20 protein-coding genes are annotated in these 20,464 nt (G+C 67.0%); 6 read left to right on the top strand and 14 right to left on the bottom strand.

Annotated features, from left to right (window positions below; translation table 11 throughout):
* Positions 1-3: 3 nt before the first annotated feature.
* Positions 4-954 carry a xanthine dehydrogenase family protein subunit M gene (locus tag ABNX08_RS26935; protein WP_022538754.1) on the bottom strand — a complete coding sequence of 317 codons (951 nt, stop codon included), beginning with the start codon at positions 952-954 and terminating at the stop codon, positions 4-6.
* The gene (paoA, locus tag ABNX08_RS26930) at positions 951-1,595 is read right to left on the bottom strand and encodes an aldehyde dehydrogenase iron-sulfur subunit PaoA (RefSeq protein WP_349605906.1); all 645 of its coding nucleotides are present in this window, start codon (positions 1,593-1,595) and stop codon (positions 951-953) included. Before paoA ends, ABNX08_RS26935 begins: the two co-directional genes overlap by 4 nt.
* Positions 1,596-2,050: 455 nt before the next feature.
* Here paoA and ABNX08_RS26925 point away from each other — a divergent pair, with 455 nt between their 5' ends.
* Positions 2,051-2,953, top strand: coding sequence for a LysR family transcriptional regulator (locus ABNX08_RS26925; protein ID WP_022538752.1), 903 nt, complete (start codon positions 2,051-2,053; stop codon positions 2,951-2,953).
* 6 nt (positions 2,954-2,959) lie between these two features.
* Here ABNX08_RS26925 and ABNX08_RS26920 read toward each other — a convergent pair whose 3' ends face one another.
* The 7 genes from ABNX08_RS26920 to ABNX08_RS26890 form a co-directional block, all read right to left on the bottom strand.
* Positions 2,960-3,277, bottom strand: a complete 318-nt coding sequence (locus ABNX08_RS26920) for a non-heme iron oxygenase ferredoxin subunit (protein ID WP_022538751.1) — start codon at positions 3,275-3,277, stop codon at positions 2,960-2,962.
* Between the two features lie 9 nt (positions 3,278-3,286).
* On the bottom strand, positions 3,287-3,757 hold the full coding sequence (locus tag ABNX08_RS26915; RefSeq protein ID WP_022538750.1) for an aromatic-ring-hydroxylating dioxygenase subunit beta: 471 nt from the start codon (positions 3,755-3,757) through the stop codon (positions 3,287-3,289).
* 2 nt (positions 3,758-3,759) lie between these two features.
* Complete coding sequence (locus tag ABNX08_RS26910; protein WP_022538749.1) at positions 3,760-5,013, bottom strand: aromatic ring-hydroxylating dioxygenase subunit alpha; 1,254 nt, start codon at positions 5,011-5,013, stop codon at positions 3,760-3,762.
* Between the two features lie 85 nt (positions 5,014-5,098).
* Positions 5,099-6,088 (bottom strand): 2Fe-2S iron-sulfur cluster-binding protein, encoded by a 990-nt coding sequence (locus ABNX08_RS26905; protein WP_022538748.1) that lies wholly within the window; start codon positions 6,086-6,088, stop codon positions 5,099-5,101.
* A gap of 96 nt (positions 6,089-6,184) precedes the next feature.
* On the bottom strand, positions 6,185-7,150 hold the full coding sequence (locus ABNX08_RS26900; protein ID WP_022538747.1) for a D-2-hydroxyacid dehydrogenase family protein: 966 nt from the start codon (positions 7,148-7,150) through the stop codon (positions 6,185-6,187).
* A 2-nt stretch (positions 7,151-7,152) separates the two neighbouring features.
* A complete protein-coding gene (locus ABNX08_RS26895) occupies positions 7,153-8,523 on the bottom strand; it encodes an MmgE/PrpD family protein (RefSeq protein WP_022538746.1) in 1,371 nt (456 codons plus the stop codon).
* A gap of 49 nt (positions 8,524-8,572) precedes the next feature.
* Positions 8,573-9,553, bottom strand: a complete 981-nt coding sequence (locus tag ABNX08_RS26890; protein WP_041681792.1) for a tripartite tricarboxylate transporter substrate binding protein — start codon at positions 9,551-9,553, stop codon at positions 8,573-8,575.
* A gap of 139 nt (positions 9,554-9,692) precedes the next feature.
* Between ABNX08_RS26890 and ABNX08_RS26885 the strand changes: the two genes are divergently transcribed.
* Positions 9,693-10,640: a LysR family transcriptional regulator gene (locus ABNX08_RS26885; protein WP_022538744.1), complete on the top strand. Its 948-nt coding sequence runs from the start codon at positions 9,693-9,695 to the stop codon at positions 10,638-10,640.
* 105 nt (positions 10,641-10,745) lie between these two features.
* On the opposite strand, the gene ABNX08_RS26880 is transcribed toward ABNX08_RS26885, so the two are convergent.
* Positions 10,746-11,525 carry a DUF2182 domain-containing protein gene (locus tag ABNX08_RS26880; protein WP_022538743.1) on the bottom strand — a complete coding sequence of 260 codons (780 nt, stop codon included), beginning with the start codon at positions 11,523-11,525 and terminating at the stop codon, positions 10,746-10,748.
* Positions 11,526-11,533: 8 nt separating this feature from the next.
* Complete coding sequence (locus tag ABNX08_RS26875; protein WP_022538742.1) at positions 11,534-12,313, bottom strand: DUF899 domain-containing protein; 780 nt, start codon at positions 12,311-12,313, stop codon at positions 11,534-11,536.
* Between the two features lie 116 nt (positions 12,314-12,429).
* Here ABNX08_RS26875 and ABNX08_RS26870 point away from each other — a divergent pair, with 116 nt between their 5' ends.
* The 3 genes from ABNX08_RS26870 (at position 12,430) to ABNX08_RS26860 (ending at position 15,048) form a co-directional block, all read left to right on the top strand.
* The gene (locus tag ABNX08_RS26870; RefSeq protein ID WP_041681791.1) at positions 12,430-13,650 is read left to right on the top strand and encodes a hypothetical protein; all 1,221 of its coding nucleotides are present in this window, start codon (positions 12,430-12,432) and stop codon (positions 13,648-13,650) included.
* A 13-nt stretch (positions 13,651-13,663) separates the two neighbouring features.
* Positions 13,664-14,350: a PQQ-binding-like beta-propeller repeat protein gene (locus ABNX08_RS26865; RefSeq protein WP_041681790.1), complete on the top strand. Its 687-nt coding sequence runs from the start codon at positions 13,664-13,666 to the stop codon at positions 14,348-14,350.
* A gap of 104 nt (positions 14,351-14,454) precedes the next feature.
* Positions 14,455-15,048, top strand: a complete 594-nt coding sequence (locus ABNX08_RS26860) for an NYN domain-containing protein (protein ID WP_374063716.1) — start codon at positions 14,455-14,457, stop codon at positions 15,046-15,048.
* On the opposite strand, the gene ABNX08_RS26855 is transcribed toward ABNX08_RS26860, so the two are convergent.
* Positions 14,967-17,117 carry a phosphocholine-specific phospholipase C gene (locus ABNX08_RS26855; RefSeq protein ID WP_041681789.1) on the bottom strand — a complete coding sequence of 717 codons (2,151 nt, stop codon included), beginning with the start codon at positions 17,115-17,117 and terminating at the stop codon, positions 14,967-14,969. The two genes, ABNX08_RS26860 and ABNX08_RS26855, sit on opposite strands and share 82 nt — an antisense overlap.
* Before the next feature lie 354 nt (positions 17,118-17,471).
* On the opposite strand from ABNX08_RS26855, the gene ABNX08_RS26850 reads away from it, so the two are divergent.
* Positions 17,472-18,323 carry an HAD-IIA family hydrolase gene (locus tag ABNX08_RS26850; protein ID WP_022538738.1) on the top strand — a complete coding sequence of 284 codons (852 nt, stop codon included), beginning with the start codon at positions 17,472-17,474 and terminating at the stop codon, positions 18,321-18,323.
* Here the strand turns inward: ABNX08_RS26850 and ABNX08_RS26845 are convergent.
* Positions 18,310-19,143, bottom strand: coding sequence for a MurR/RpiR family transcriptional regulator (locus ABNX08_RS26845; RefSeq protein WP_041682092.1), 834 nt, complete (start codon positions 19,141-19,143; stop codon positions 18,310-18,312). The two genes, ABNX08_RS26850 and ABNX08_RS26845, sit on opposite strands and share 14 nt — an antisense overlap.
* Positions 19,144-19,311: 168 nt before the next feature.
* Positions 19,312-20,448: a DSD1 family PLP-dependent enzyme gene (locus tag ABNX08_RS26840; protein WP_041682091.1), complete on the bottom strand. Its 1,137-nt coding sequence runs from the start codon at positions 20,446-20,448 to the stop codon at positions 19,312-19,314.
* Positions 20,449-20,464 lie beyond the last annotated feature (16 nt).

The raw sequence follows: 20,464 nt of genomic DNA, 5'->3' as shown, positions 1-20,464 counted from the left end.
TCGTCATCCCTTCGCCTGCGCCAGCGCGGCGGCAATCGTACGGTAGGCCAGCGTGAGCTTGAACTGGTTCTCCTCAGTGGGGCGGGCATCGGCCAGCAGGCGCTCGGTGACCGCGCGCGCGCCCTGCGGCATCTGCGCTTCGGCGGCTTCCACGCGCCACGGCTTGTGCGCGACGCCGCCCAGCGCGACCCGGCCGGTGCCGTCGGGCTGCACGATGGCCGCAACCGACACCAGCGCAAACGCATACGAAGCACGGTCGCGTACCTTGCGATAGACCTGTGCGCCGCCGATGGGCTTCGGCAGCGTCACCGCGGTGATCAGCTCGCCGGGCTCCAGTGCGGTCTCGATATGCGGCGTGTTCCCGGGCAGCCGGTGGAAGTCGGCAATCGGGATCACGCGGGCCTTGCCGTCCGGGCGCACGGTCTGCACCGTGGCGTCGAGCACGCGCATCGCCACCGCCATGTCGCTGGGATGGGTGGCGATACAGCTGCTGCTGCCACCGACCACCGCATGCTGTCGGCTGAAGCCGCCGATGGCCGAGCAGCCGCTGCCCGGCACGCGCTTGTTGCACGGCAGGTTGGTGTCGTAGAAGTAGGGACAGCGCGTGCGCTGCAGCAGGTTGCCGGCGGTGGTGGCGCGGTTGCGCAACTGCCCGGACGCGCCGGCCAGCAGCGCGCGCGACAGCACGCCATAGTCGCGCCGCACGCGCGCATCGGCCGCCAGGTCGGTATTGCGCACCAGTGCACCGATGCGCAGGCCGCCTTCCGGCGTGGCGTCGACGCGGTCCAGTGTCAGGCGGTTGACGTCGATCAGGTGGACCGGTGATTCGATGCCCAGCTTCATCAGGTCCAGCAGGTTGGTGCCGCCGGCGATAAAGCGCGTACCGGGCGTGCGCGCCGCCGCCGCGGCGGCCTCGGCGGGAGAACGCGCGCGTTCATAGGTAAAGGGCTTCATGCCTTGCTCCCGGCAACCTCGGTGATCGCGTCGACGATATTGGAGTAGGCGCCGCAGCGGCAGATATTGCCGCTCATGCGCTCGCGGATTTCCTCGGCGGTGAGCTGGGGGCGCGCCTTCAGGTCGGCACTGACGTGGCTGGGGATGCCGTCGCGGATCTCGCCCAGTACCGCAACGGCCGAGCAGATCTGCCCCGGCGTGCAATACCCGCACTGGTAGCCGTCATGTTTGACGAAGGCCGCTTGCATCGGGTGGAGCTTGCCCGGCGCGCCGAGCCCTTCGATGGTGGTGACCTTGCTGCCGTCATGCATCACCGCCAGTGTCAGGCAGGAATTGATGCGCCGGCCGTCGACGATCACCGTGCACGCGCCGCACTGGCCGTGGTCGCAGCCTTTCTTGGTGCCGGTGAGTTGCATATGCTCGCGCAGTGCGTCGAGCAGCGTGGTGCGGGTATCCAGTTGCAGCGTCCATGGCTTGCCGTTGACTTCGAGCGAGACGGCGCCGGTCACGCCACCCTGGGTGCCGCTGCCCGCCACGGCCTGGGCGTTGGCGACAGCAGGCAGGGCCACGCCGGTCGCGGAAACGGCGCCGACCTTGAGCAGGTCTCGTCGTGTGAGCTTGATGTCGCTGACGTCTTCCATGCGTTCGGGTCCTTGTCTGGTCGCTTTCCGTAGAAAAGCGAAACGCCGGCGGGGGCGCGGCGTTCAGGTTGTGGGGGTGCAGGCTTGCGAACTGCGGGGCCGTTCGGCACTGCCGGAAGCTGTCAGGATCTGGCCGGCGGTTGCGGCGGCACCGCGAGTTAAGGAGGCGCAGAAAAATGATAGATCGGATCGCTGACAGTGTTTAGATACGAAAATCCGAATGCGCTTTTAAGTTCTATTCATCAATCGGCCCCAAACGGGTGCGCGGCGAGCGGGAAGGTCGGTGAATTGTGATGGGGGCTGCTCCCGGGCGTTTGCAGTGCGCCACCCAGGTTGCTAGAGACCGGTACGGGTGCTCCGCAGGCAGCCCGCGCTTTCGCGCTGATTGAAATAGCGGCATAGAATGGCTGTCCAACCGTCCATTCACAAAATCAATAAGCCGTGCGGAGCGAGACATGGAGTTGCACAACGTCGACCTGAACCTGCTGGTGGTGTTCGAACACCTGCTGCGCCTGCGCACCGTCTCCGGCACGGCCAAGGCGCTGGAGCTGAGCCAGCCTGCGGTCAGCAATGCGCTGGCCAGACTGCGTCGCATCTTTGACGACGACCTTTTCGTGCGCAGCGCCAAGGGCATGCTGCCGACCCCGCTGGCACTGGAGCTGGCCGAGCCGGTGTCATATGCGCTGGATGCGCTGCACACCGCGCTCAACCGCAAGGTCGACTTCGATCCGGCGCGCAGCGAGCGTGACTTCCATATCGCGATGACCGATATCGGCGAAGTCCACTTCATCCCGAAGCTGATGGGCGCGCTGCGCGAGCTGGCGCCGGGCGTTTCCGTCGCCACGGTGCGCAACACCGCGGTGAACCTGGCCGAGGAAATGAGCCAGGGCAAGATCGACCTGGCCGTCGGCCACCAGCCTGAGCTGGCTTCCGAGTTCTTCCAGCGCCGGCTGTTCCGCCAGCGCTATGTCTGCATGTTCCGGCCCGGCCATGCGCTGGACAAGCGTACTGTCCGGCTGCGCGACTTCGAGGACGCGGAGCATGTGGTGGTGACCGCGGCCGGCACCGGCCATGCCCGCGTGGACGAGATCCTGGCCAAGGGCGCCGTACAGCGGCGCATCCGTTTAAGGGTGCCGCACTTTGTCGCGCTGGCGGACATCGTTGCCAGTACCGACCTGGTCGCGACGGTTACCCAGAAGTTTGCCGAGCGCAGCGCCAAATACTTCGGGCTGAAGTACGTCAAGCACCCGGTGGACCTGCCGGATATCCAGATCAACCTGTTCTGGCACGCGCGCTACCACCGGGACCCGGCCAACCAGTGGCTGCGCACGCAGGTATTCGACCTGTTCTCCGAATAGGCGCGCTCAGCCCAGGTCCAGCCAGACCTTGCCGCCGTCGATCCGCACCGGGTAGGCGCGGATATTCTCGGTCAGCGGCGCGCATAGGGCTTCACCATTCCTGACGTCGAACTTGCCCTGGTGCAGCGGGCATTCGATCTCGTGGCCGTCGAGGAAGCCGTCGCACAGCCGTGCATGGCCGTGGGTGCAGATGTTGTCGGTGGCAAAGATCTCGCCGTCGACACCGTACAGCGCGATCTCGCGGCCTTGGACCTCGATGGCGATCACATCGTCCTGCGGCACGCTGGCAAGCGCGGCGGCCTCGATCCAGGTTTCAGTCGTCATGGTTGTCTCCTAGATGGGATAGATCAGCGAGTTGGGGATCATCTCGCTGTCGAAGATGCAAAGGCGGGACGCAAAGCGCAGGCCTTGCGGCGTGCGCACGATGGTGTCCAGGTAGCGGCCGGTGTTGAGCACATCGGTGAGCTGGTCGGGCTTGGTGCGCAGCACCGCGTAGTTGGCTTCGGCAACGATCCGCTCGCCATCGGCCTGCCGCACCAGCGGCGCGCCGACGATATGGCGCTGGTAATACGGGTCATGGAACAGCGTTTCGCGGATGCCGAAGACGCGGTCCTTCAGCATGCCCTTGCTCTCGAACGACAGCGTCGCCAGCGGTAGGCCGCGCTCGTAGTTCTCGCGTGGCTGCAGGCGGTAGATGCAGTCGTCGGTGAAGAAGTCGGGCCATTTGTCCCACTCGCCGTTGTCCACCACGGCGGTGTAGTCGGCGTAGAGCGCAAGCAGGGCGTAGTAATCCTGGAAGTCCATGGTCAGATCTCCATCACCTTGCGCCAGTAGGCGTACATGCCGCGGATCAGCGTCTCGGTGACCATATGGTCGGTGTTCTCGGCGGTGGTGCCGCCCAGTTCTGCCAGCACGCGGTGCCACGGCTTTTGCGTAAAACCCTCCTGCGAGCATTCGATGACTTCGCCATCGTCGGCGGAGACAAAGCCCGCCGGCCCGAACAGGTTGGCCTGGCGCAGGCGGCGCCGCGTCATTTCCTCGGTGTCATCCTCGAAGCCGAAGTGCGTCCAGACAAAGTCGAACGAATCCGGGCCGTTCGGCTGGATATGCCGCGTGGACACCGAGTTGACCTGCTGCTGGAAGATCACGCTGGGGAAGACCGTCATCATCACCGCGGTGGGATCGCCCCACCAGGGCTCGTGCACGATGTCGAGAATGCGGTCGTCCTGCAGCGCCATCTGGTCCTTGAAACTGGCCACGCCCGAGGTCACCTCACCTTTACCGCCCTGGCCGCGCGTGGAAACCATCGCGGCGTGGCGGAACTGCTCGTCCATCACCAGGCGCGACTTGTTGTCGGCGCGCCAGAGGCCGAAGGTCACGAACCAGGTGTGGAGGAGGCCGGGGTGGTAGGGATCCTTGATGTTCTCCTGCATCAGCTTCCAGTTACCCGGGATGCGCTGCTTGTTGTAGCCGAGGATCTTGAGCTTGCGCCCGTGGAACAGGCGGTCGAAGTAGCCGGTGATGTCCGGGCCGAGGAAATCCTCCAGCGGCTCGACCTCATGGTCGAACGACGCAAACACCACGCCACCACGCACCGCGACCTTGAGGCGCGTCAGCCCGTGGTCCTGCGGCTTGAAATCCGCCGGCATGCCGCCATTGACCTTGCCGTCCTGCTTGACGCCGCGGCGGAACGGCACGCCCTGCAGGTTGCCCTTCAGGTCATAGTTCCACTGGTGGTACGGGCAGTGGAAATCCTTGCGGTTGCCGCTGCGCTCGCGGCAGAACTTCATACCGCGGTGGGCGCAGACGTTCTCGACCACGTTGATCTCGCCTTCCTGGTCGCGCACCAGGATCACCGAGCGCTCGCCGATCACGGTGCGCTTGAAGTCGCCGGGGTTGGGAATCTCGGCCTCCAGGCCGACGTAGTTCCAGTGGCCCCGGTAGAAGCAGCGTTCCAGCTCGCGCTGGTAGAGCTGCTGGTCGGTATACACGCGGAAGGGGATGCGGCTGATGCCATCGTCTTTCCAGACCGGCTCGGTCCGGGAGGATGTGGTGTCCATGGTTGTCTCCGGTTTCCTGTCAGGGGATGCGGTGTAGCGTCGCGCAGCCGGTGCGCAGGCGTTCGATGTCTTGAGGCTGCCGGGCTCAGGTGCCCGAGGCGTAGAAGGCGTCGGCGTAGATATGTTCGGGACGCACGCCCTTGTCGCGCAGCAGCAGCGTGGCCGCGTCGACCATCGGCGGCGCACCGCAGAGGTAGGCGCGCCAGCCGCCCAGCGCGCCGAAGTCCTGCGCCACGGCTTCGGTGACCAGGCCGGTGCGCAGGTCGCTGGCATTGCCGGGCACCGTGGACACGACTTCCACGCGCAGGCGCGGATGGCGCTGCGCGAGTTCGTCCAGCCAGTGCAGGCCGTAGGCGTCGCGCGGCGAGCGGATGCCGAAATAGAGATGGATCGGGTTGGGCAGTCCGGCTTCGATCGCGCCGCGCACGATCGACAGCACCGGCGCCAGGCCGGTGCCGCCGGCGATGCAGAGGATCGGGTCGTCGTTGCGGGTGCGCAGGTACGACGTGCCGAGCGGGCCGCTGACGCGCACCGTATCGCCGGCCTTCAGGGTGTCGCGGATATAGCAGGTGACGCGGCCGTCGGGGACCATGCGGACGTGGAATTCCAGCTCGCCGTCGCTCGCCAGCCGCGCCATGGAATAGGGGCGGCTATGGTCCGGCGCGAACTGCAGCATGGCGTACTGGCCCGGCGAGAAAGACAGCGGCTTGGCCGGGGCCAGCCGGATCATCCGGACATCGTGGCTCAGGTCTTCCAGTGCCGTGACGGTCGCCTTGACGATGCGGGCGGGATGGACGACGACTTCGTCCGGCTCGGGAATCTCGATGGTGCAGTCGCCGGCCACGACCGACTGGCACGCCAGCACATGCCGTTCAGCCTGGTGGTCGGCATTGTGGAAGGCATAGCCGCCGGCTTCATGAATATCGCCGTCGACGACGCGGCAGCGGCAGGTGCCGCAGCGTCCGGCCATGCAGCTGTAGGAAATGGGAACGCCGTTCTGCTGCAGTGCGGTCAGCAGGTTTTCACCGTGGGGGACATTCAGGCGTTGCCCTTGGGGGAGGACGAGGACTTCCATGCCGTCTCCATATTCGTTGTCGTAGTAGTGACGGAATAATGGTTCAGCATGGAAAATCAGCCAATAGAATCGCGGTTATATAGCCTATTCACCAGATCAATAAGGGTCGGCAGCGTCGCGCAGCCAGGCCTCCAGCGCGCCCACTACGCCCTTGGCGAAGGTCGCGAAGACCGGCTCGCTGACAAAGCCCATATGCGGCGTGATCACCACGTCGCGGCGCTGGCGTAGCGGGGCATCCGGCGGGACCGGCTCGGCGTCATACACGTCCAGCGCTGCCATCCCGGGGCGCTTCTGGTCGAGCGCATGGGGCAGGGCTTCCATGTCGACCAGCGCGGCGCGCGAGGTATTGACCAGGATCGCGTCCGGCCGCATCAGCGCCAGCCGCCCGGCATCGATCAGCCGCGTCGTGGCCGGCGTCGGCACCAGGTGCAGGCTGACGATGCGCGAGGTCGACAGCAGGGTTTCCAGGCTGACCGCGGTCACGCCTGCCTCGGCCGCGCGCTCGGGCGTCATGCGCGGGCTCCAGGTCACGACTTCCATGCCGAAGGCCTGGCCGACGCGCGCCACGCGCTTGCCGATCTCGCCAAGGCCGATCAGGCCCAGGCGCTCGCCGTGCAGCACGCCGGGCAGCGGCAGGCTGTCTTGCGGCCGCCAGCCGCCGGCGCGCATGGTTGCCATCTGCCCCTCGAGCTGGCGCACCGCCGCCAGGATCAGCGCCCAGGTCATCTCGCAGGTGCTTTCCTTGGACGGGCCCCAGCCGGTGTTGGCGACCGGGATGCCGCGCGCCTGCAGCGCCTCGGTGTCGAGGGTGTTGTTGCGCGTGCCGGTATAGATCACCAGCTTCAGGCGCTGTGCCAGTTGTAGGCGCGCTCCATCCAGCGGGGTGCGGTCGCGCACCAGCACCAGCACATCGGCGTCGCGCAGGACCGCATCCAGCGCCTCGCCGCGCAGCGGTTCATGGTGGAAGCCGACCTCGGCACGGGCCGAGATCGCCGTCCAGTCCGCCAGGCGCGGCAGCGCGCGCTCGTAGTCGCCGAGTACGGCAATGCGTGGACGGGTCATGGTCAGGGGCGCGCTAGGGCGGTCAGGGTGCGCACGTCGGCGGTGGCGCCGAGCTGCCAGCACGCGTCGATCAGCGCCGAGACCTTGCGCGCGCCCAGCACCGGGTCGGCCAGCGCATGGAACTTGGCGTTCAGGTTGGCATCGGTCATCGGCCGCTGCAGCGAGCCGATCGCGTGTTCGACATCGACGCTGACCTCGCGGCCGTCCTTGAGCACGGCGCGCACATGGGCGGCGGCCTCATCGACTTCCGCATCGGCGGTGGCCACGACCTTGCGGCGCAGCGCGACCACGTCGTCGCGCAGCACGACCTCGTCGGAGAACTCATCCTCGCCGGCGCGGCCGAAGATCAGCCCGGCGGCGCAGCCGTGGTAGACGCTGAACTTGGCGAGCAGGCCGTCGCTGGGCTCCTTCTTGCCGGTCAGTTCCAGCACCAGCGGATGCACGCGCAGCTCGATGCGCTCGACGTCCGCGGGGTTGACGCCTTGCTCGCGCAACTGCACGCAGGCGTCGATGCTCGGATGGATCACGATGCCGCAGGCGAACGGCTTGTAGGTGTTGAACGAAATCTCGAAGCGCTCGCCGAGCTGGTCGGTGATCTCGTTCCAGTCGGTCTTGGCGGAGATCACCTGCATAAAGCCGCGCGGCGCTTCCAGCGCCCGCGCGCTCGCGGTATAGCCGTGGCTGGCCATCAGGGCCGACATCAGCCCGGCGCGCGCGGCGCCGCCGGGATGGAAGGGCTTGGTCATGGTGCCGAACTGCTCGCGCAGGCCCACCGGCTGCGAGGCGGCGATGCCCAGCGCCATGGCGGCGCGCTCCTCGTCCAGTCCGAGCAGCCGCGCGCAGGCGGCCGCGGCGCCCAGCATGCCGGTCGAGCCGGTGATGTGCCAGCCGCGGTCGTAGTGATCCGGGTACATCGCATTGCCGACGCGGCAAGCCACTTCGATGCCGAGCACCACCGCATCGGCCACCGCGCGGCCACTGGCGCCGGTGTGCTCCGCCAGCGCCAGCGCCGCCGAGGCCACCGGGCCGGCCGGGTGGATGATGGTCTTGAGATGGGTGTCGTCGAAGTCAAAGGTATGCGAGGTGATGCCGTTGACCAGCGCCGCGCTGGCCATGTCGACCTTCTCGCCGCGGCCCAGCACGGTGGCTTGCGCCGACGGCTGCAGCATCGCCACCGCGGCCAGCGCCGCATCGGCGGCCTCATGGCGCGCGGCGCCGACCGCGCATCCCAGCCAGTTCATGAAGGTGCGATGGGCCTCGTGCTCGACCGCTTCGCTCCAGCCCTGGCTGGGATGGGTCGCGACAAACCGGCCCAGGATGCGGGTCACGGGCGGGGCGTTGTGGTCTGCGGCGACATGGGTGTTGCGTGCCATGAAATCTGTCCTTGTTCAGTAAAAGCGGATAGCTGGGAAGGGGGATGGCTCAGGCATCGAGCCGAATGCCGCGGTCGCGCGCCAGCTTGCCCCAGCGGTTAACCTCGTCGGCGATATAGCGGCGGAACTGGTCGGGCGTCATCGGCATGGGCTGCAAGGCCTCGGCGGAGAGCTTGTCGGCCAGGTCGGGGCTCTTGAGCACGGTGTTCAGCGTGCTGTTGAGGCGGGCCACCACGTTGGCCGGGATGCCGGCCGGGCCCACCACGCCATACCACTGCATGGCGTCGAAGCCCTTCAGGCCGGCTTCTTCCAGTGTCTGCGTGTCCTTGAGCAGCGGGTGCCGCGCCTGGCCGGTGACCGCCAGCGGCCTGACGCGGCCGGAACGGATATGCGGCAGCGCCGCCGACAGGCCCGGGAACATCGCCTGGGTCTGGCCGCCGATCAGGTCGTTGAAGGCAGGCGCGACGCCGCGGTAGGCGGCATGGGTCATCTGCAGCTTCATCTGCTGCGCGAACAACTCCATGGTCAGGTGCGTCAGCGAACCGGGACCGGCCGAGCCATAGGCGATCGCGCCCGGCTGCTTGCGGGCATATGCGATAAAGGCCTCCAGCGTGGTCGCCGGCACGTTCGCGCCTACCACCAGCACGTTGGGCGTGGCGCCGATCATGCCGACCGGCGTGAAATCCTTGAGCGGGTCGTACGGGACCTTGCGGGTGGCGGGGTTAGTGCCGTGCGTGGCGACGTAGCCCTGCATCAGGCTGTAGCCGTCGGCGGTGGCCTTGGCCGTCATCTGGCAGGCAATCACGCCCCCGCCGCCGGCCTGGTTCTCGACCACGATGGACTGGCCCAGCACGCGGCCCCAGCGCTCGGCCACGGTGCGGCCGATCAGGTCCGAGCCGCCGCCGGCCGAGACCGGCACCACGTAGCGCAGCGGCTTGTTGGGAAAGGGCTCCTGCGCCCTGGCAAGGCCGCCCGTGGTGGCCAGCAGCATGGCGCTGGCCTTGAGCAGGGTCCGGCGTGTCGCGTTCATCAGTCTCCTCCGGTGCGCCACTGTCGGGCGCTGTTCTCGGTCGGCCCCGGCCTGGCAGGCGGGAGCGGGTGAGCGAATGATGGCGTGCCGGTGCTAGACTGTGAATTGCAAATTTCCTTACGATTGATGCAAGGTCTGCATGAATTTGAATCTGTCCGATCTGCGCGCCTTTGTCGCCGTGGCCGAACACAGCAGCTTCCGCGCCGCCGCGGCGGAACTGCACCTGTCGCAGCCGGCGCTGTCGCGCCGGATCGAGAAGCTGGAGGATGCGCTGGGCGTGCGCCTGTTCGACCGCACCACGCGCTCGGTCGAGATGACCGCGGTGGGGCGCGAGTTCTCGCGCCGGGCGCGCGACCTGCTCAACGGGCTGGATGAGTCGCTGCTGGGCATCCGCGACGTCGCGTCCCGGATCGCGGGCGAAGTCACGGTCGCCTGCGTGCCGTCGGCGGTGCGCTATTTCCTGCCTGGCGTGCTGCGCGAATACCACGCGCGCTATCCGCGCATCGTGGTGCGGCTGGTCGACGAAGGCGCCAACGAGGTGCTCAACATGGTGGTGCGCAACGAGGCGGACTTCGGCCTCAACTACATCGGCACGCAGGAGCCTGACGTGGAATTCGAGCCGGTGCTGCGCGAGGCCTTCGTGGTGGCCTGCCCGCCCGGCCATCCGCTGGCGAAGAAGAAGCAAGCCACCTGGGCGGAACTGGGCCAGTACGACTATATGACGGTGGGCAAGGCCAGCGGCAACCGGCTGCTGCTGGACCTGGCGCTGTCCGAAGTGCCGGTGCGCCCGCACTGGTACTGCGAAGTGCGGCATGTGTCCACGCTGGTGAGCCTGGTCGAGGCCGGGCTGGGAATCGCCGCGGTGCCGCGGCTTGCAATGCCGCCGGGCGACCATCCCACGCTGAAGAGCGTGCCACTGGTCGATCCTACGGTGACGCGCACGGTAGGGCTGATCCGGCGCCGCGGCCGGTCGCTGTCGCCGGCGGCGCAGCAGCTCTACGACATGCTGCTGGCCACCAAGGTCGAGGCGAAGTCCGGGCTGAGCCGGGCAGGCAAGCGCAAGGCGCCGCGCGCCGCGGCCGGTTGAGCGCGGGCGGGCAATCAGCCTGCGCCAGCTCCCGCCAGTGCGCCCCTGCGTGCCACCATCGTCCTGCGTGCGATAGCGCGGTGACGCGCGAGCGGCCGGGATGCGCTAGCCGAGCCCGGCCGCTCGCGCGATCAGCAGTACTCCCGCGTTGACGGTAACGACGCCGATCCCCTTTGCGACCCGCGCGCCCGCCGGGGCGAGACGTTCGGCCGTGATGGCTGCCGTGACCGCGGCCATCACGCGCAGGTCCATCACGCCGACGGCCAGCAGGCTCGCCGTCAGCCCGGCGCAGCAATAGCTGCAATGCAGGCCAAGGCGCAGGCCATAGCGCCATGCCGCGCCGGTATAGGCTGGCATCGCGGGCGCGTACCGGCAGCACGCAAGCTGGCGGGCTTTCCACTCGGTGAACTGCAGCGCGCCGGCGCACAACACGACCACGCCGGCCAGCATCGGCATGGCGCGCGCCAGCGCCGGCCAGTGCATCGCAAGCGCCGCCAGCGCGGCACCCGGCGCAAAGACTGCCAGGCCCAGCATCGCCCACACGCAAAAGTAGGCAATGCCTGCCACCGCGTAAAACAGTTCTGGCCTGGCCGTGACGCGCCACAACACTGGCGCCAGCGACGGCAGCATCATTACCGCCATCATCACCACCCACATGCCGAGGAAGGATGCCGCGGCGCCGGCCCAGGTCTGCCCGCACATCCGCGTCCATGCCATCGACAGGGTCCAGCCGCCGGGCATCGGCATCGCGCCCATGGCGGACATGGCGTCGTGCAGCATGAATGTGGCCGTTGCGCAGGCGGCGAAGAGCACGGTGCAGATGCCGATGAAGACTCCCATGCCTGCGCGGACCTCGGGCGTTACGGTTGTGCCGGCGATCGCCATGGCTTGCCTCAACGCTCGCCATACTCATCATGGCGGCGCCACCAGACGCCGCCGGTCTCATTGCGCCCCTTTGGCGCGCGGTCGAGCCACTGGTACATGCCCCACAGTCCGTCGAGCCCGCGCGCATAGGTGGAATAGCAGTGGTAGACCACGCCGTCCTCCATCACAAAGGCGCTCATGCCGGGCCGGTCACGCTGGTAGGTGGCCGAGTCGGTGCCGCACATCGCCGCAAACTTGTCTTCCGCCGGCTGGCCGCCGGCTGCCAGCTCCGGGCGCCATGCGAACGCCGGCTCGCGCCGGTAGTTGTAATCGATATCGCCCTCACGCTGCTGCGCCGTGGTGAACGCGACGTGGAAGTCGCTGTTGAAATCGCTGTCGTCCGACGAGGCCCACGGGAAGGTCCATCCCATGCGTTGCTTGTAGGCCTGCAATGTCGCGAGCGGCGCGCGCGACACGGCCGTCAGCATGACGTCATGGTTGGCCAGGTGGACGGCGAAGCCGTTGAAGCCGTCGGCAATTGCCGAGCACGACGGGCAGCCGGCCTTGTAGGCGGGACCGAACATGAAGTGGTAGACGAGCAGTTGCGAGCGCCATTTGAACAGCTCGGCCAGCGTGGTGCTGCCTTCGTCGGTTTCGAAGCGGTACGCCTTGTCGATCCGCAGCCATGGCAAGGCCTGTCGTTGCTGCGCCAGTTCGTCGCTGCGCCGCGTCAGTGCTTTTTCCGCTTCCAGCAGTTCGAGCCGGGCGGCCAGCCAGTCTTCGCGCGTGGCGGTTGCATGTGTGGTCATCGTGGGTTCCTCCGTGGATGTCGTGCGGTATGCGATACGCCGCGTGATCGGGTAGTCGTGTGCTAGATTAGGCGCCGGCATCGACAGGTGGGAGTGACATGTGTGGCGCGATTCAGATGGACGCAGCGATCTCAGCCGCCGCACGCGCGCTCGCGGCCGGTGACCCGCTCGGGGCGCTGAACCGGGTCGCCTTGCGCGACGACGCGCCGGCGCTGGCGCTGCGCGGCATCGCCATGGCGCAGCTCGGCGACCTGATGCGGGCCAGGGCGCTGGTACGAAGCGCGGCGCGTGCCTTTGGCAGCAAAGCGCCGGTGGCCCGCGCACGGTGCGTGATTGCAGAGGCTGAAATCGCACTCGCGGCGCGCGACCTGGGCTGGCCGGCGAAGACTCTCGACGCCGCCCGGGCGACGCTCGAAGCGCACGGCGACTGGTTCAATGCCGCGCATGCGCGCTATCTCGGCATCCGGCGGCTGTTGCTGATCGGTCGCCTCGACGAGGCCGAGGACATGCTTGCCGGGCTCGCTCCCGCGCGCTTGCCACCTGCCTTGCGAACCACCCACGAGTTGATCCTGGCAGGCATCGCCATGCGGCGCGTGCAGGCCCGTATCGCGCGCGCCGCGCTCGCCAGGGCGGGCCGCGCTGCCATGCTCGCAGGCATCCCTGCGCTGGCAGCGGAAGTCGAAAACGCCGCCCGTATTCTCGATGCCCCCGCCGCACGCCTGATCGCGCGCGGCGAACCGCGGCTGCTGCGGCTCGAAGACGTTGAAGCCCTGCTGGCATCGAAGACGCTGGTGGTCGACGCCTGCCGCCTTGCCGTGCGCAACGGCGGGACGGTGGTGTCGCTGGCCACGCGCCCGGTGCTGTTCGCCCTGGCACGCGCGCTGGCCGAAGCCTGGCCGGAAGACGTGCCCCGCGACACCCTGATCGCGCAAGCCTTCCGCACCCGACACATCGACGCCTCGCACCGCGCGCGCCTGCGTGTGGAAGTGGGGAGGCTGCGCGCCGTGCTCGGGACGGAGGCGGACATCAGCGCCACCCCGAGCGGTTATACGCTGGTGCCGCGCCGCACACGCGAAGTCGCAGTGCTGGCGCAGCCAGTCGAGGACCGCAACGCGCCGGTGCTGGCGCTGCTCGCCGACGGCGAGTCATGGTCCAGTTCTGGCCTCGCGCTTGCACTTGGCGCCAGCCAGCGCACCGTGCAGCGCGCACTCGACGCGCTGGCCGCAGCCGGCAAGGTCCAATCGATCGGCCACGGCCGCGCGCGCCGCTGGATGACCCCGCCCGTGCCGGGATTCACGACGACTTTGTTACTCCCCACGCCGCTGACCGTTGACTAGGATGGAGAGCATGATGAAACGATACCCCGCACAAATCCTCCGTGAATACGGCCCGTTCCCCGGCGTCGACAACGTGCATGGCGTCTCGTACGACGGCCGGCATGTCTGGATCGCCACCGGGGACAAGCTCAATGCCTTTGACCCGGCGAACGGGCAGGTTGCGCGCTCGCTCGATGTGGCGGCCAATGCCGGAACCGCCTTCGATGGCAAGCACCTGTTCCAGATCGACGGCGAGCGCATCCAGAAGATCGATCCGCAGACTGGCGCCGTGCTCGCTACCATCCCCGCCCCGCCGGGCGGCGGCAACTCCGGGCTCGCCTGGGCAGAAGGGACGCTCTGGGTCGGCCAGTACAGCGAACGCAAGATCCACCAGGTCGATCCGCAGACCGGCGCGATCCTGCGCACCATTGCTTCCGACCGCTTTGTCACCGGCGTCACCTGGGTCGATGGCGAGCTGTGGCATGGCACCTGGGAAGACGATGCCAGCGAACTGCGGCACGTCGATGCGCGCACGGGCGCGGTGCTCGAGAGCATCGAGATGCCGGCGGGCGTGGGGGTGTCGGGGCTGGAGTCCGACGGAGGGGAGAAGTTCTTTTGCGGGGGCGGCAACAGTGGGAAGGTGAGGGCTGTGCGGCGGCCGGGGCGTGGGGCCGGTGCTGGCGGTGACTCAGAAATCGCTGTCGATGTTACGCGCAAGTGATTGTCGATCCCGATCGGTGGAAGCCTCTGAGGAGACGACATCAAGGCTCGTAGCCTGTCTTTATCGCGACCAACTGACTGAGTAGCAACCACGCAGCTCGCACTATGGTGCTCAGCCCGATAGTGCGTTTGATCGGTTGCGGGCCAAACGCAAGCTGGCTCTGCGGCTGTGTAGACATGCGAATAGGCATCGACGTCGCGTCACTTGCCTTCAAGAAGCAAGTGGATCAGATCGTTCTGATAGCAGGGGATGCTGACTTCGTGCCAGCCGCCAAGCAGGCCCGTCGCGAAGGCGTTGATTTCATTCTCGACCCGATGTGGCGGGCGGTTCCGCAAGGGCTGCAGGAACATATCGACGGTTTGCGTTCGTCATGCACGCGGCCCAAGCGAGATCACCTCGTACCGGATGCAAGCGACCTGACGGGGTTCCAGGAATACGGCGAGGCGCCGAACGTGGCTGGGAAAACTACAGGCTGGGCATCGCCGCGCACGCGGCGGCGCGGATATCAGGGGCATTCAGCCCCTCTAAAGCCGCCGCCGACGGCGGCGAATGTGCAAGCGGCCTGCACCAAGGCAGGCCGCCCGCTTCAAATCAAAAAGTCACCAGGCGCCGGCGGTCACGCACCGGGCATCGCCATGGCCGGATCGCTGACGCTGTCCTTGCCGGTTTCCAGGCGGCCGGCAAAGCGCCGCAGGTAGCTCGTGTCGTCCGCGCGCACCACACTGAAGTCGTACCAGCGCGCGCTCCTTTCCAGCGACCAGCGCTCTTCCACGACCTCGCCGCCCGCGGGTACGGTCAGCGTCCACGGGCCATCGTTCCGGTACGCGTTGGCCTTTACCGTCACCGTGCACGCGGCGTTGCCGGTGTTGCGCATATGCAGGTACAACTGGCCGTGCTTCGGGTCGTAGCAAACCTGGCACTCCGGCTGCGCGCCGCTGGCGGCCACAGTGCCGGTGAAATGCCGGACGAAGCCGTTCGGTCCGAGCACCCACAGGTCGTACTTGCCGTTGTCCGCGACGAGGTCCCACGCGTCCGACAAGGTCTTGTCCGCTTCCACGGTGTAGCGTCGCGGGATGCGGTCCAGGTGGAGCTTGTCGTAGACATGAAACACCGCGCCCTGCGCGCCGCTGTTGGCGAAGAGCAGGGTCACGCTGCGGCCGGCGCTGTCGACGCGCGCGCTGGTGTGCAGCTCGTAGGGCAGTGCGCGCGAGAAGCGGGTGCCGATTTCCTGGAACAGCGGCTGTGGCGTGGCGGGCGGCGTCGGCGCCGGCATGGTCTTCTGCTGGGCTTCGATGATCGCGTAGTCGCTGGTATCGGGCAGTGCGGGGAACTTCGGGTCGTTAGGCGTGGCGAAATCGAAGGCCGAGGTCAGATCGCCGCAGACCGCGCGGTGCCAGGGGCTGATGGCGGGAATGGTGATGCCGAAGCGCTGTTCGAGGAACAGCCCCACAGACGAATGGTCGAACGTCTGCGAATTGACCCAGCCCCCCTTGCTCCATGGCGATACCACGTACATCGGCACGCGCGGGCCCAATCCCCACGGGCGCAGGTTGCCGCTGATGGTGTCTTCGGGATGCAGGTACTTGCGTGCCGGGTCGGAGAAATACTCGCCTTCCAGCGGCAGCGTCGCCTTTCCGGCGAGCGTGCCATCCAGGTTGTAGGAGGGCACGGCCGGCGGCGGCAGGTGATCGAACAGCCCGTCGTTCTCGTCGAAGGTCTGGAAGAACACGGTCTTGCTCCAGACGTCCGGGTTCGACGTCAGTGCATTCAGCACCTGGGCGGTGAAGTTGCCGCCGTGCTGCGGGCTTGACGGCGCGCCGGGGTGTTCGGACTGCAGCTTGGTCGGCAGCACCCACACTACCTCGGGCAGCGTGCCGTTCATCACGTCGCGCTGCAGGTCCTCGATGGTCCACAGGCTCATGCCTTCCTTGTACGTCGGCGACTCCGGCTGCGCCGTGCGGAACGAATCGAAGGCCAGGCCACCGTGCATCGCGCCAGTCCAGTTGTCGTTCGGATTCTGGTAGATGCGCCAGCTGATGCCGGCCTTTTGCAGGACATCGGGAATCGTCGGCCAATGGAAGGACGAACCGGCATAGGTGTAGCCCGGCGTCGGCAGCGCGCCCTTGATCCAGCAGCGCAGGTTGTTCGGCTCGGAGTCCGTATCGGTGCAGTTGATGCCGCTCGCGCGGAGCTCAGGATTGAAGTTGGAACCCGAGAAGAAGACGATGCGGTTGGGATCCGTGCCGGTGGTGATGGAGCAGTGATAGGCGTCGCAGATGGTGAAGGCTTCGGCCAGCGCGAACTGGAAGGGGATGTCGTCGCGCTTGTAATAGCCCATCGAATACGGCTTCTTGAACTTGGGCCACAAACCGAACTTGCCCTGGTTCCATGCCGCCTGCGCATCCGAGAACGAGTGCGGCGTGCTCGGGACCAGCAGGGCGTTCATGGTCTGCTTGTCCAGGTGGAAGGGCGGAATCTCCTTCGTGCCATCCGACTGGTACCAGACCGGCTTGCCGTTTTCGAGCGGGATCGGGAAGCGGTCGCCGAAGCCCCGCACCCCTTTCATGGTGCCGAAGTAGTGATTGAAGGCACGGTTTTCCTGCATCAGGATGACGATGTGCTTGACGTCCTTGATGGTGCGCGTCTCTACGGCGGCGGGCACGGCAAGCGCGCGGCGGATGCTCGGCGGCAGCACCGTGAGCGCGGCGGCCGCACCCATGGCCTGGGTGGCGGTGCGGAGGAAATTGCGTCTGTCGTTGGATTGCATGTGGCTGACCTGTGGGCGATGGCGTGGGGAGGGGATCAACAGAGGCTCAGGGGGCGCAGCGCAGCGTGTCCGCCGGCTTCTTCTGCTCGTTCGCTTGTGCCGATGAAAGTTGCTGTGACGTTGCCGTGGATGCGGAGTCATCTCCGCCGCCGCAGCCGGCAAGCGCCGAGCTCAGTACAACGCCAGCCAGTACAGCGAGACATCTCGTTCGCAGGGTGTTCATGGAGGTTCCGTGTCGCGTGGTGGGGGATGGGACAACACGGATGCTAGAAGACCTACATGACAATCAAATGAACAGTGCTCAATAAAAAGTGTATGTAGAATGAGCGTTGTTCAAAATGATCGAACGCAAAGATGACAGATATCAGGCGGTTCCCCTCCGGCCAACGTGCCACCGACGATGTCCCCATCCCGCGGCCGGCGCTGCCGCCCTGGCGCGCGCCGGCATGGCGCTACATCGTCGACCTGGACGGTACGCTGATCCGCAACGGCGCGGCCATGCCGGGCGCGGCCGCGCTGCTCGAGGCGTTGCAGGGCCGCTATGCCATCGTGTCGAACAACTCGACCGACACGGCGGCCGGCATGTCGCGCAAGCTGCGCCGCATGGGCCTGGCCGTTGCACCGGAGCAACTCGTGCTTGCCGGCGAAATGTCCGTGGACTGGCTGCGCCGCACCTCCCCAGAGGCGCGGGTGCTGTTGTTGGGCAGCCCGGCATTGCGCCGCCATGCGAAGCGGATCGGTTGCCAACTGGTGGAACAGGGCCCTGACGTGGTGCTGCTGGCGCGCGATCCCGACTTCAGCTACGGCAAGCTGGCGCTGGCGGCGAACGTGCTGCGCGCCGGCGCCAGGCTGGTGGTCACCAATCCCGACCTCAGCCATCCCGGCGACAACGGCACCTGCGTGCCGGAAACCGGTGCGCTGCTCGCCGCGCTGACAGCCTGTGCCGGCGTGCATCCGGAGTGCATCATCGGCAAGCCCTCCGATGCGCTGTTCCACGAAGGACTGCGGCGGTTGCAGGCGAGGCCGGCGCAGGCGCTGATGATCGGCGACAACCCGGCGACCGATGCCGCGGGCGCGGTCGCGATGGGCATGTCATATCTGCTGCTTGGCACCGGCTCCGGGGCGGAGGCGGAGACCCCGGCCCAGTTGCTGGACACATGGTGTGCCGGCCGCACGGCCCTGCACGCCAGGCTCAATAGCGTTTGAGCGACAGTACGTCGAAGGTGTGGCGGATGGTCTTGACCGCGCGGTCGTAGTCGGTCAGCGCCAGGCAGGCGATCAGCACATCGATGATCGCCAGTTGTGCCAGGCGGCTCGTCATCGCCTCCGTGCGAAAGTGGGTCTCGCGTGCCATTGTGAGCAGCACCACATCGGAGAAGGCCTGGATCGGCGATTTGCCGAAGTTGGTGATGCAGATGGTGTGCGCGCCGGCCTCCTTCGCCAGTCGCGTCGCCGTCACGGTTTCATACGTGCTGCCGGAATGCGAGATGGTCAGCACCGCGACATCCGGCCCCGTCAATGCCGCGCTGATGACCTGCACATGCGAATCCACCACGGCCTTGGCGTTAAGGCCGATGCGCAGCATGCGGTAATGCGCGTCCTCGGCGATGGTGGCCGCGCTGCCGATGCCGTAGATCTCGATGCGCTTGGCTTTCTTCAGGATATGAACCGCGCGCTGCAGCGCCGCCACATCCAGGGTTGACTGGGTATCGCGCAACGTCTGCACATTGCTCTGGAAGATCTTGCGCACGACTGCCGCCGCATCGTCCTTCGGTTCCAGGTCTTCGTGGATCATCTGGACCGGCTGCACGATCTCCTGCGCCAGCACGATCTTCAACTGCTGGAAGCCGGTGGCGCCGAGCGTCTTGCACAGCCCGACCACGCTGCCTTCACTGGCGCCGGTGCGCTCGGCCACTTCGCTGACGGACATATGGACCACTTCTTCCGGATGACCAGCAATGAAGTCGGCAATGCGCTGGCCGGTGACGCCCAGCGTGTCGCGGATGCTGTCGATGCGCGCCACGATGGCGCTCAGCGTGGCTTGCTGCGGATTCGGGGCGGCCTTGCCCGGGGCGGCCTTTCCCGGGAGTTTCTTCTTCGCTGGCATGGATGGTTTTCCGTCGCGCGTCCGGCGCTGCGGACACATGGCCGCCATTGTAGAAGACTTCCGCGTTCGATCCTTGCCGCGCCCGTGTCACCAGCCATGGAAGCGCTCCCATAGCGCCAGTTCACCGCCTTTGGCGAGCGCCCGGTATTCGGGGAACTGCGCGCCGGTCGCACACGCGTGATTGGGCAGGATGCGCAGCCGCGTGCCAACCGGAAAACGCCCGGCGATGTCACCATCAGGCACGCCTTCGCGCGACACGATGCCGTGCTCCTGGTTGGCGCCGCTCAGCACGTAGCCTTGCAACACCGTGCCGTCGATCGTGCAGACCAGCCCATAGCCATAGTCCCGCTTCTGCTTCTGGGTGCCGCGATCGCGGCTCATCGCCATCCACCCGGCGTCGACAATGGCCCAGCCCTTGTCGGTCTGGTGGCCGATCACCGTCGTCAGTACGCTGAGCGCGATGTCATCGGTGGTGCAGACGCCCACGTTGCTCATCACCAGGTCAAACAGAACATAGACGCCGGCCCGCACCTCGGTGACACCATCGAGCTGCGCGGCGGAAAGAGCCGTCGGGGTCGAGCCGACGCTGACCACCGGGCAGGGCAGGTGTGCCGCCCGCAGACGCTCGGCCGCACGCACGCAGCCGGTGCGTTCTTGCTCGGCCATGGCGCCCAGGGCCTCAGCGGTGTCAAGCTCATAGCTCGAGCCAGCGTGGGTCAACACCCCGCCCAGCCGCATGCCCCCATCGTGCAGGGCGCGGCCGACGTCCAGCAGCGCAGGGTCCTCGGGCTGGATGCCGGAGCGGTGGCCGTCCGTGTCGATCTCGATCAGGACCTCGAAGACTTCTCCGTTCGCTCGCCCGAATTCTGCAATCGCTTCAGCGGAGGCCACGCTGTCGGTGAGGATCTTCAGGTCGCAGCCTCGCCGGCGCAAGGCCAGCGCCTGGGGAAGCCGGTGCGCGGCCATGCCAACGGCATAGAGGATGTCGGTGACGCCCTCGGCGAGAAAATATTCGGCTTCCTTGAGCGTAGAGACCGTGATACCCGTCGCGCCGGCGGCGAGCTGGGCACGCACGACCGGCGTGCACTTGGAGGTCTTGACGTGGGGGCGGAAGCGTACGCCGAGCGCATTCATGCGCTGCTGCATCCGATCGATGTTGTGCTGCATGCGCGTCACGTCGATGACGGCTGCGGGTGTATCGAGGGTGTCGAGAGTAGAGTGCATGTCGAACCGGATGGTC

Origin of the sequence: Cupriavidus sp. DF5525, assembly GCF_040149425.2 — a bacterium.
GTDB classification, from domain to species: Bacteria; Pseudomonadota; Gammaproteobacteria; order Burkholderiales; family Burkholderiaceae; genus Cupriavidus; species Cupriavidus pickettii_A.
Note: the sequence above shows the minus strand (reverse complement) of the source record. Positions and strands in the feature narration are given on the sequence as shown.

What these genes read in the sequence shown, in the direction of transcription:
- ABNX08_RS26850 (WP_022538738.1), top strand. Translation starts at nt 17,472, where the DNA reads ATGACAGATATCAGGCGGTTCCCCTCCGGCCAACGTGCCACCGACGAT.
- ABNX08_RS26865 (WP_041681790.1), top strand. Translation starts at nt 13,664, where the DNA reads ATGAAACGATACCCCGCACAAATCCTCCGTGAATACGGCCCGTTCCCC.
- ABNX08_RS26870 (WP_041681791.1), top strand. Translation starts at nt 12,430, where the DNA reads ATGGACGCAGCGATCTCAGCCGCCGCACGCGCGCTCGCGGCCGGTGAC.
- ABNX08_RS26885 (WP_022538744.1), top strand. Translation starts at nt 9,693, where the DNA reads ATGAATTTGAATCTGTCCGATCTGCGCGCCTTTGTCGCCGTGGCCGAA.
- ABNX08_RS26890 (WP_041681792.1), bottom strand. Translation starts at nt 9,553, where the DNA reads ATGAACGCGACACGCCGGACCCTGCTCAAGGCCAGCGCCATGCTGCTG.
- ABNX08_RS26915 (WP_022538750.1), bottom strand. Translation starts at nt 3,757, where the DNA reads ATGGACTTCCAGGATTACTACGCCCTGCTTGCGCTCTACGCCGACTAC.
- ABNX08_RS26900 (WP_022538747.1), bottom strand. Translation starts at nt 7,150, where the DNA reads ATGACCCGTCCACGCATTGCCGTACTCGGCGACTACGAGCGCGCGCTG.
- ABNX08_RS26895 (WP_022538746.1), bottom strand. Translation starts at nt 8,523, where the DNA reads ATGGCACGCAACACCCATGTCGCCGCAGACCACAACGCCCCGCCCGTG.
- ABNX08_RS26905 (WP_022538748.1), bottom strand. Translation starts at nt 6,088, where the DNA reads ATGGAAGTCCTCGTCCTCCCCCAAGGGCAACGCCTGAATGTCCCCCAC.
- ABNX08_RS26860 (WP_374063716.1), top strand. Translation starts at nt 14,455, where the DNA reads ATGGTGCTCAGCCCGATAGTGCGTTTGATCGGTTGCGGGCCAAACGCA.
- ABNX08_RS26880 (WP_022538743.1), bottom strand. Translation starts at nt 11,525, where the DNA reads ATGGCGATCGCCGGCACAACCGTAACGCCCGAGGTCCGCGCAGGCATG.
- ABNX08_RS26920 (WP_022538751.1), bottom strand. Translation starts at nt 3,277, where the DNA reads ATGACGACTGAAACCTGGATCGAGGCCGCCGCGCTTGCCAGCGTGCCG.
- ABNX08_RS26910 (WP_022538749.1), bottom strand. Translation starts at nt 5,013, where the DNA reads ATGGACACCACATCCTCCCGGACCGAGCCGGTCTGGAAAGACGATGGC.
- ABNX08_RS26855 (WP_041681789.1), bottom strand. Translation starts at nt 17,117, where the DNA reads ATGCAATCCAACGACAGACGCAATTTCCTCCGCACCGCCACCCAGGCC.
- ABNX08_RS26875 (WP_022538742.1), bottom strand. Translation starts at nt 12,313, where the DNA reads ATGACCACACATGCAACCGCCACGCGCGAAGACTGGCTGGCCGCCCGG.
- ABNX08_RS26935 (WP_022538754.1), bottom strand. Translation starts at nt 954, where the DNA reads ATGAAGCCCTTTACCTATGAACGCGCGCGTTCTCCCGCCGAGGCCGCC.
- ABNX08_RS26925 (WP_022538752.1), top strand. Translation starts at nt 2,051, where the DNA reads ATGGAGTTGCACAACGTCGACCTGAACCTGCTGGTGGTGTTCGAACAC.
- ABNX08_RS26840 (WP_041682091.1), bottom strand. Translation starts at nt 20,448, where the DNA reads ATGCACTCTACTCTCGACACCCTCGATACACCCGCAGCCGTCATCGAC.
- paoA (WP_349605906.1), bottom strand. Translation starts at nt 1,595, where the DNA reads ATGGAAGACGTCAGCGACATCAAGCTCACACGACGAGACCTGCTCAAG.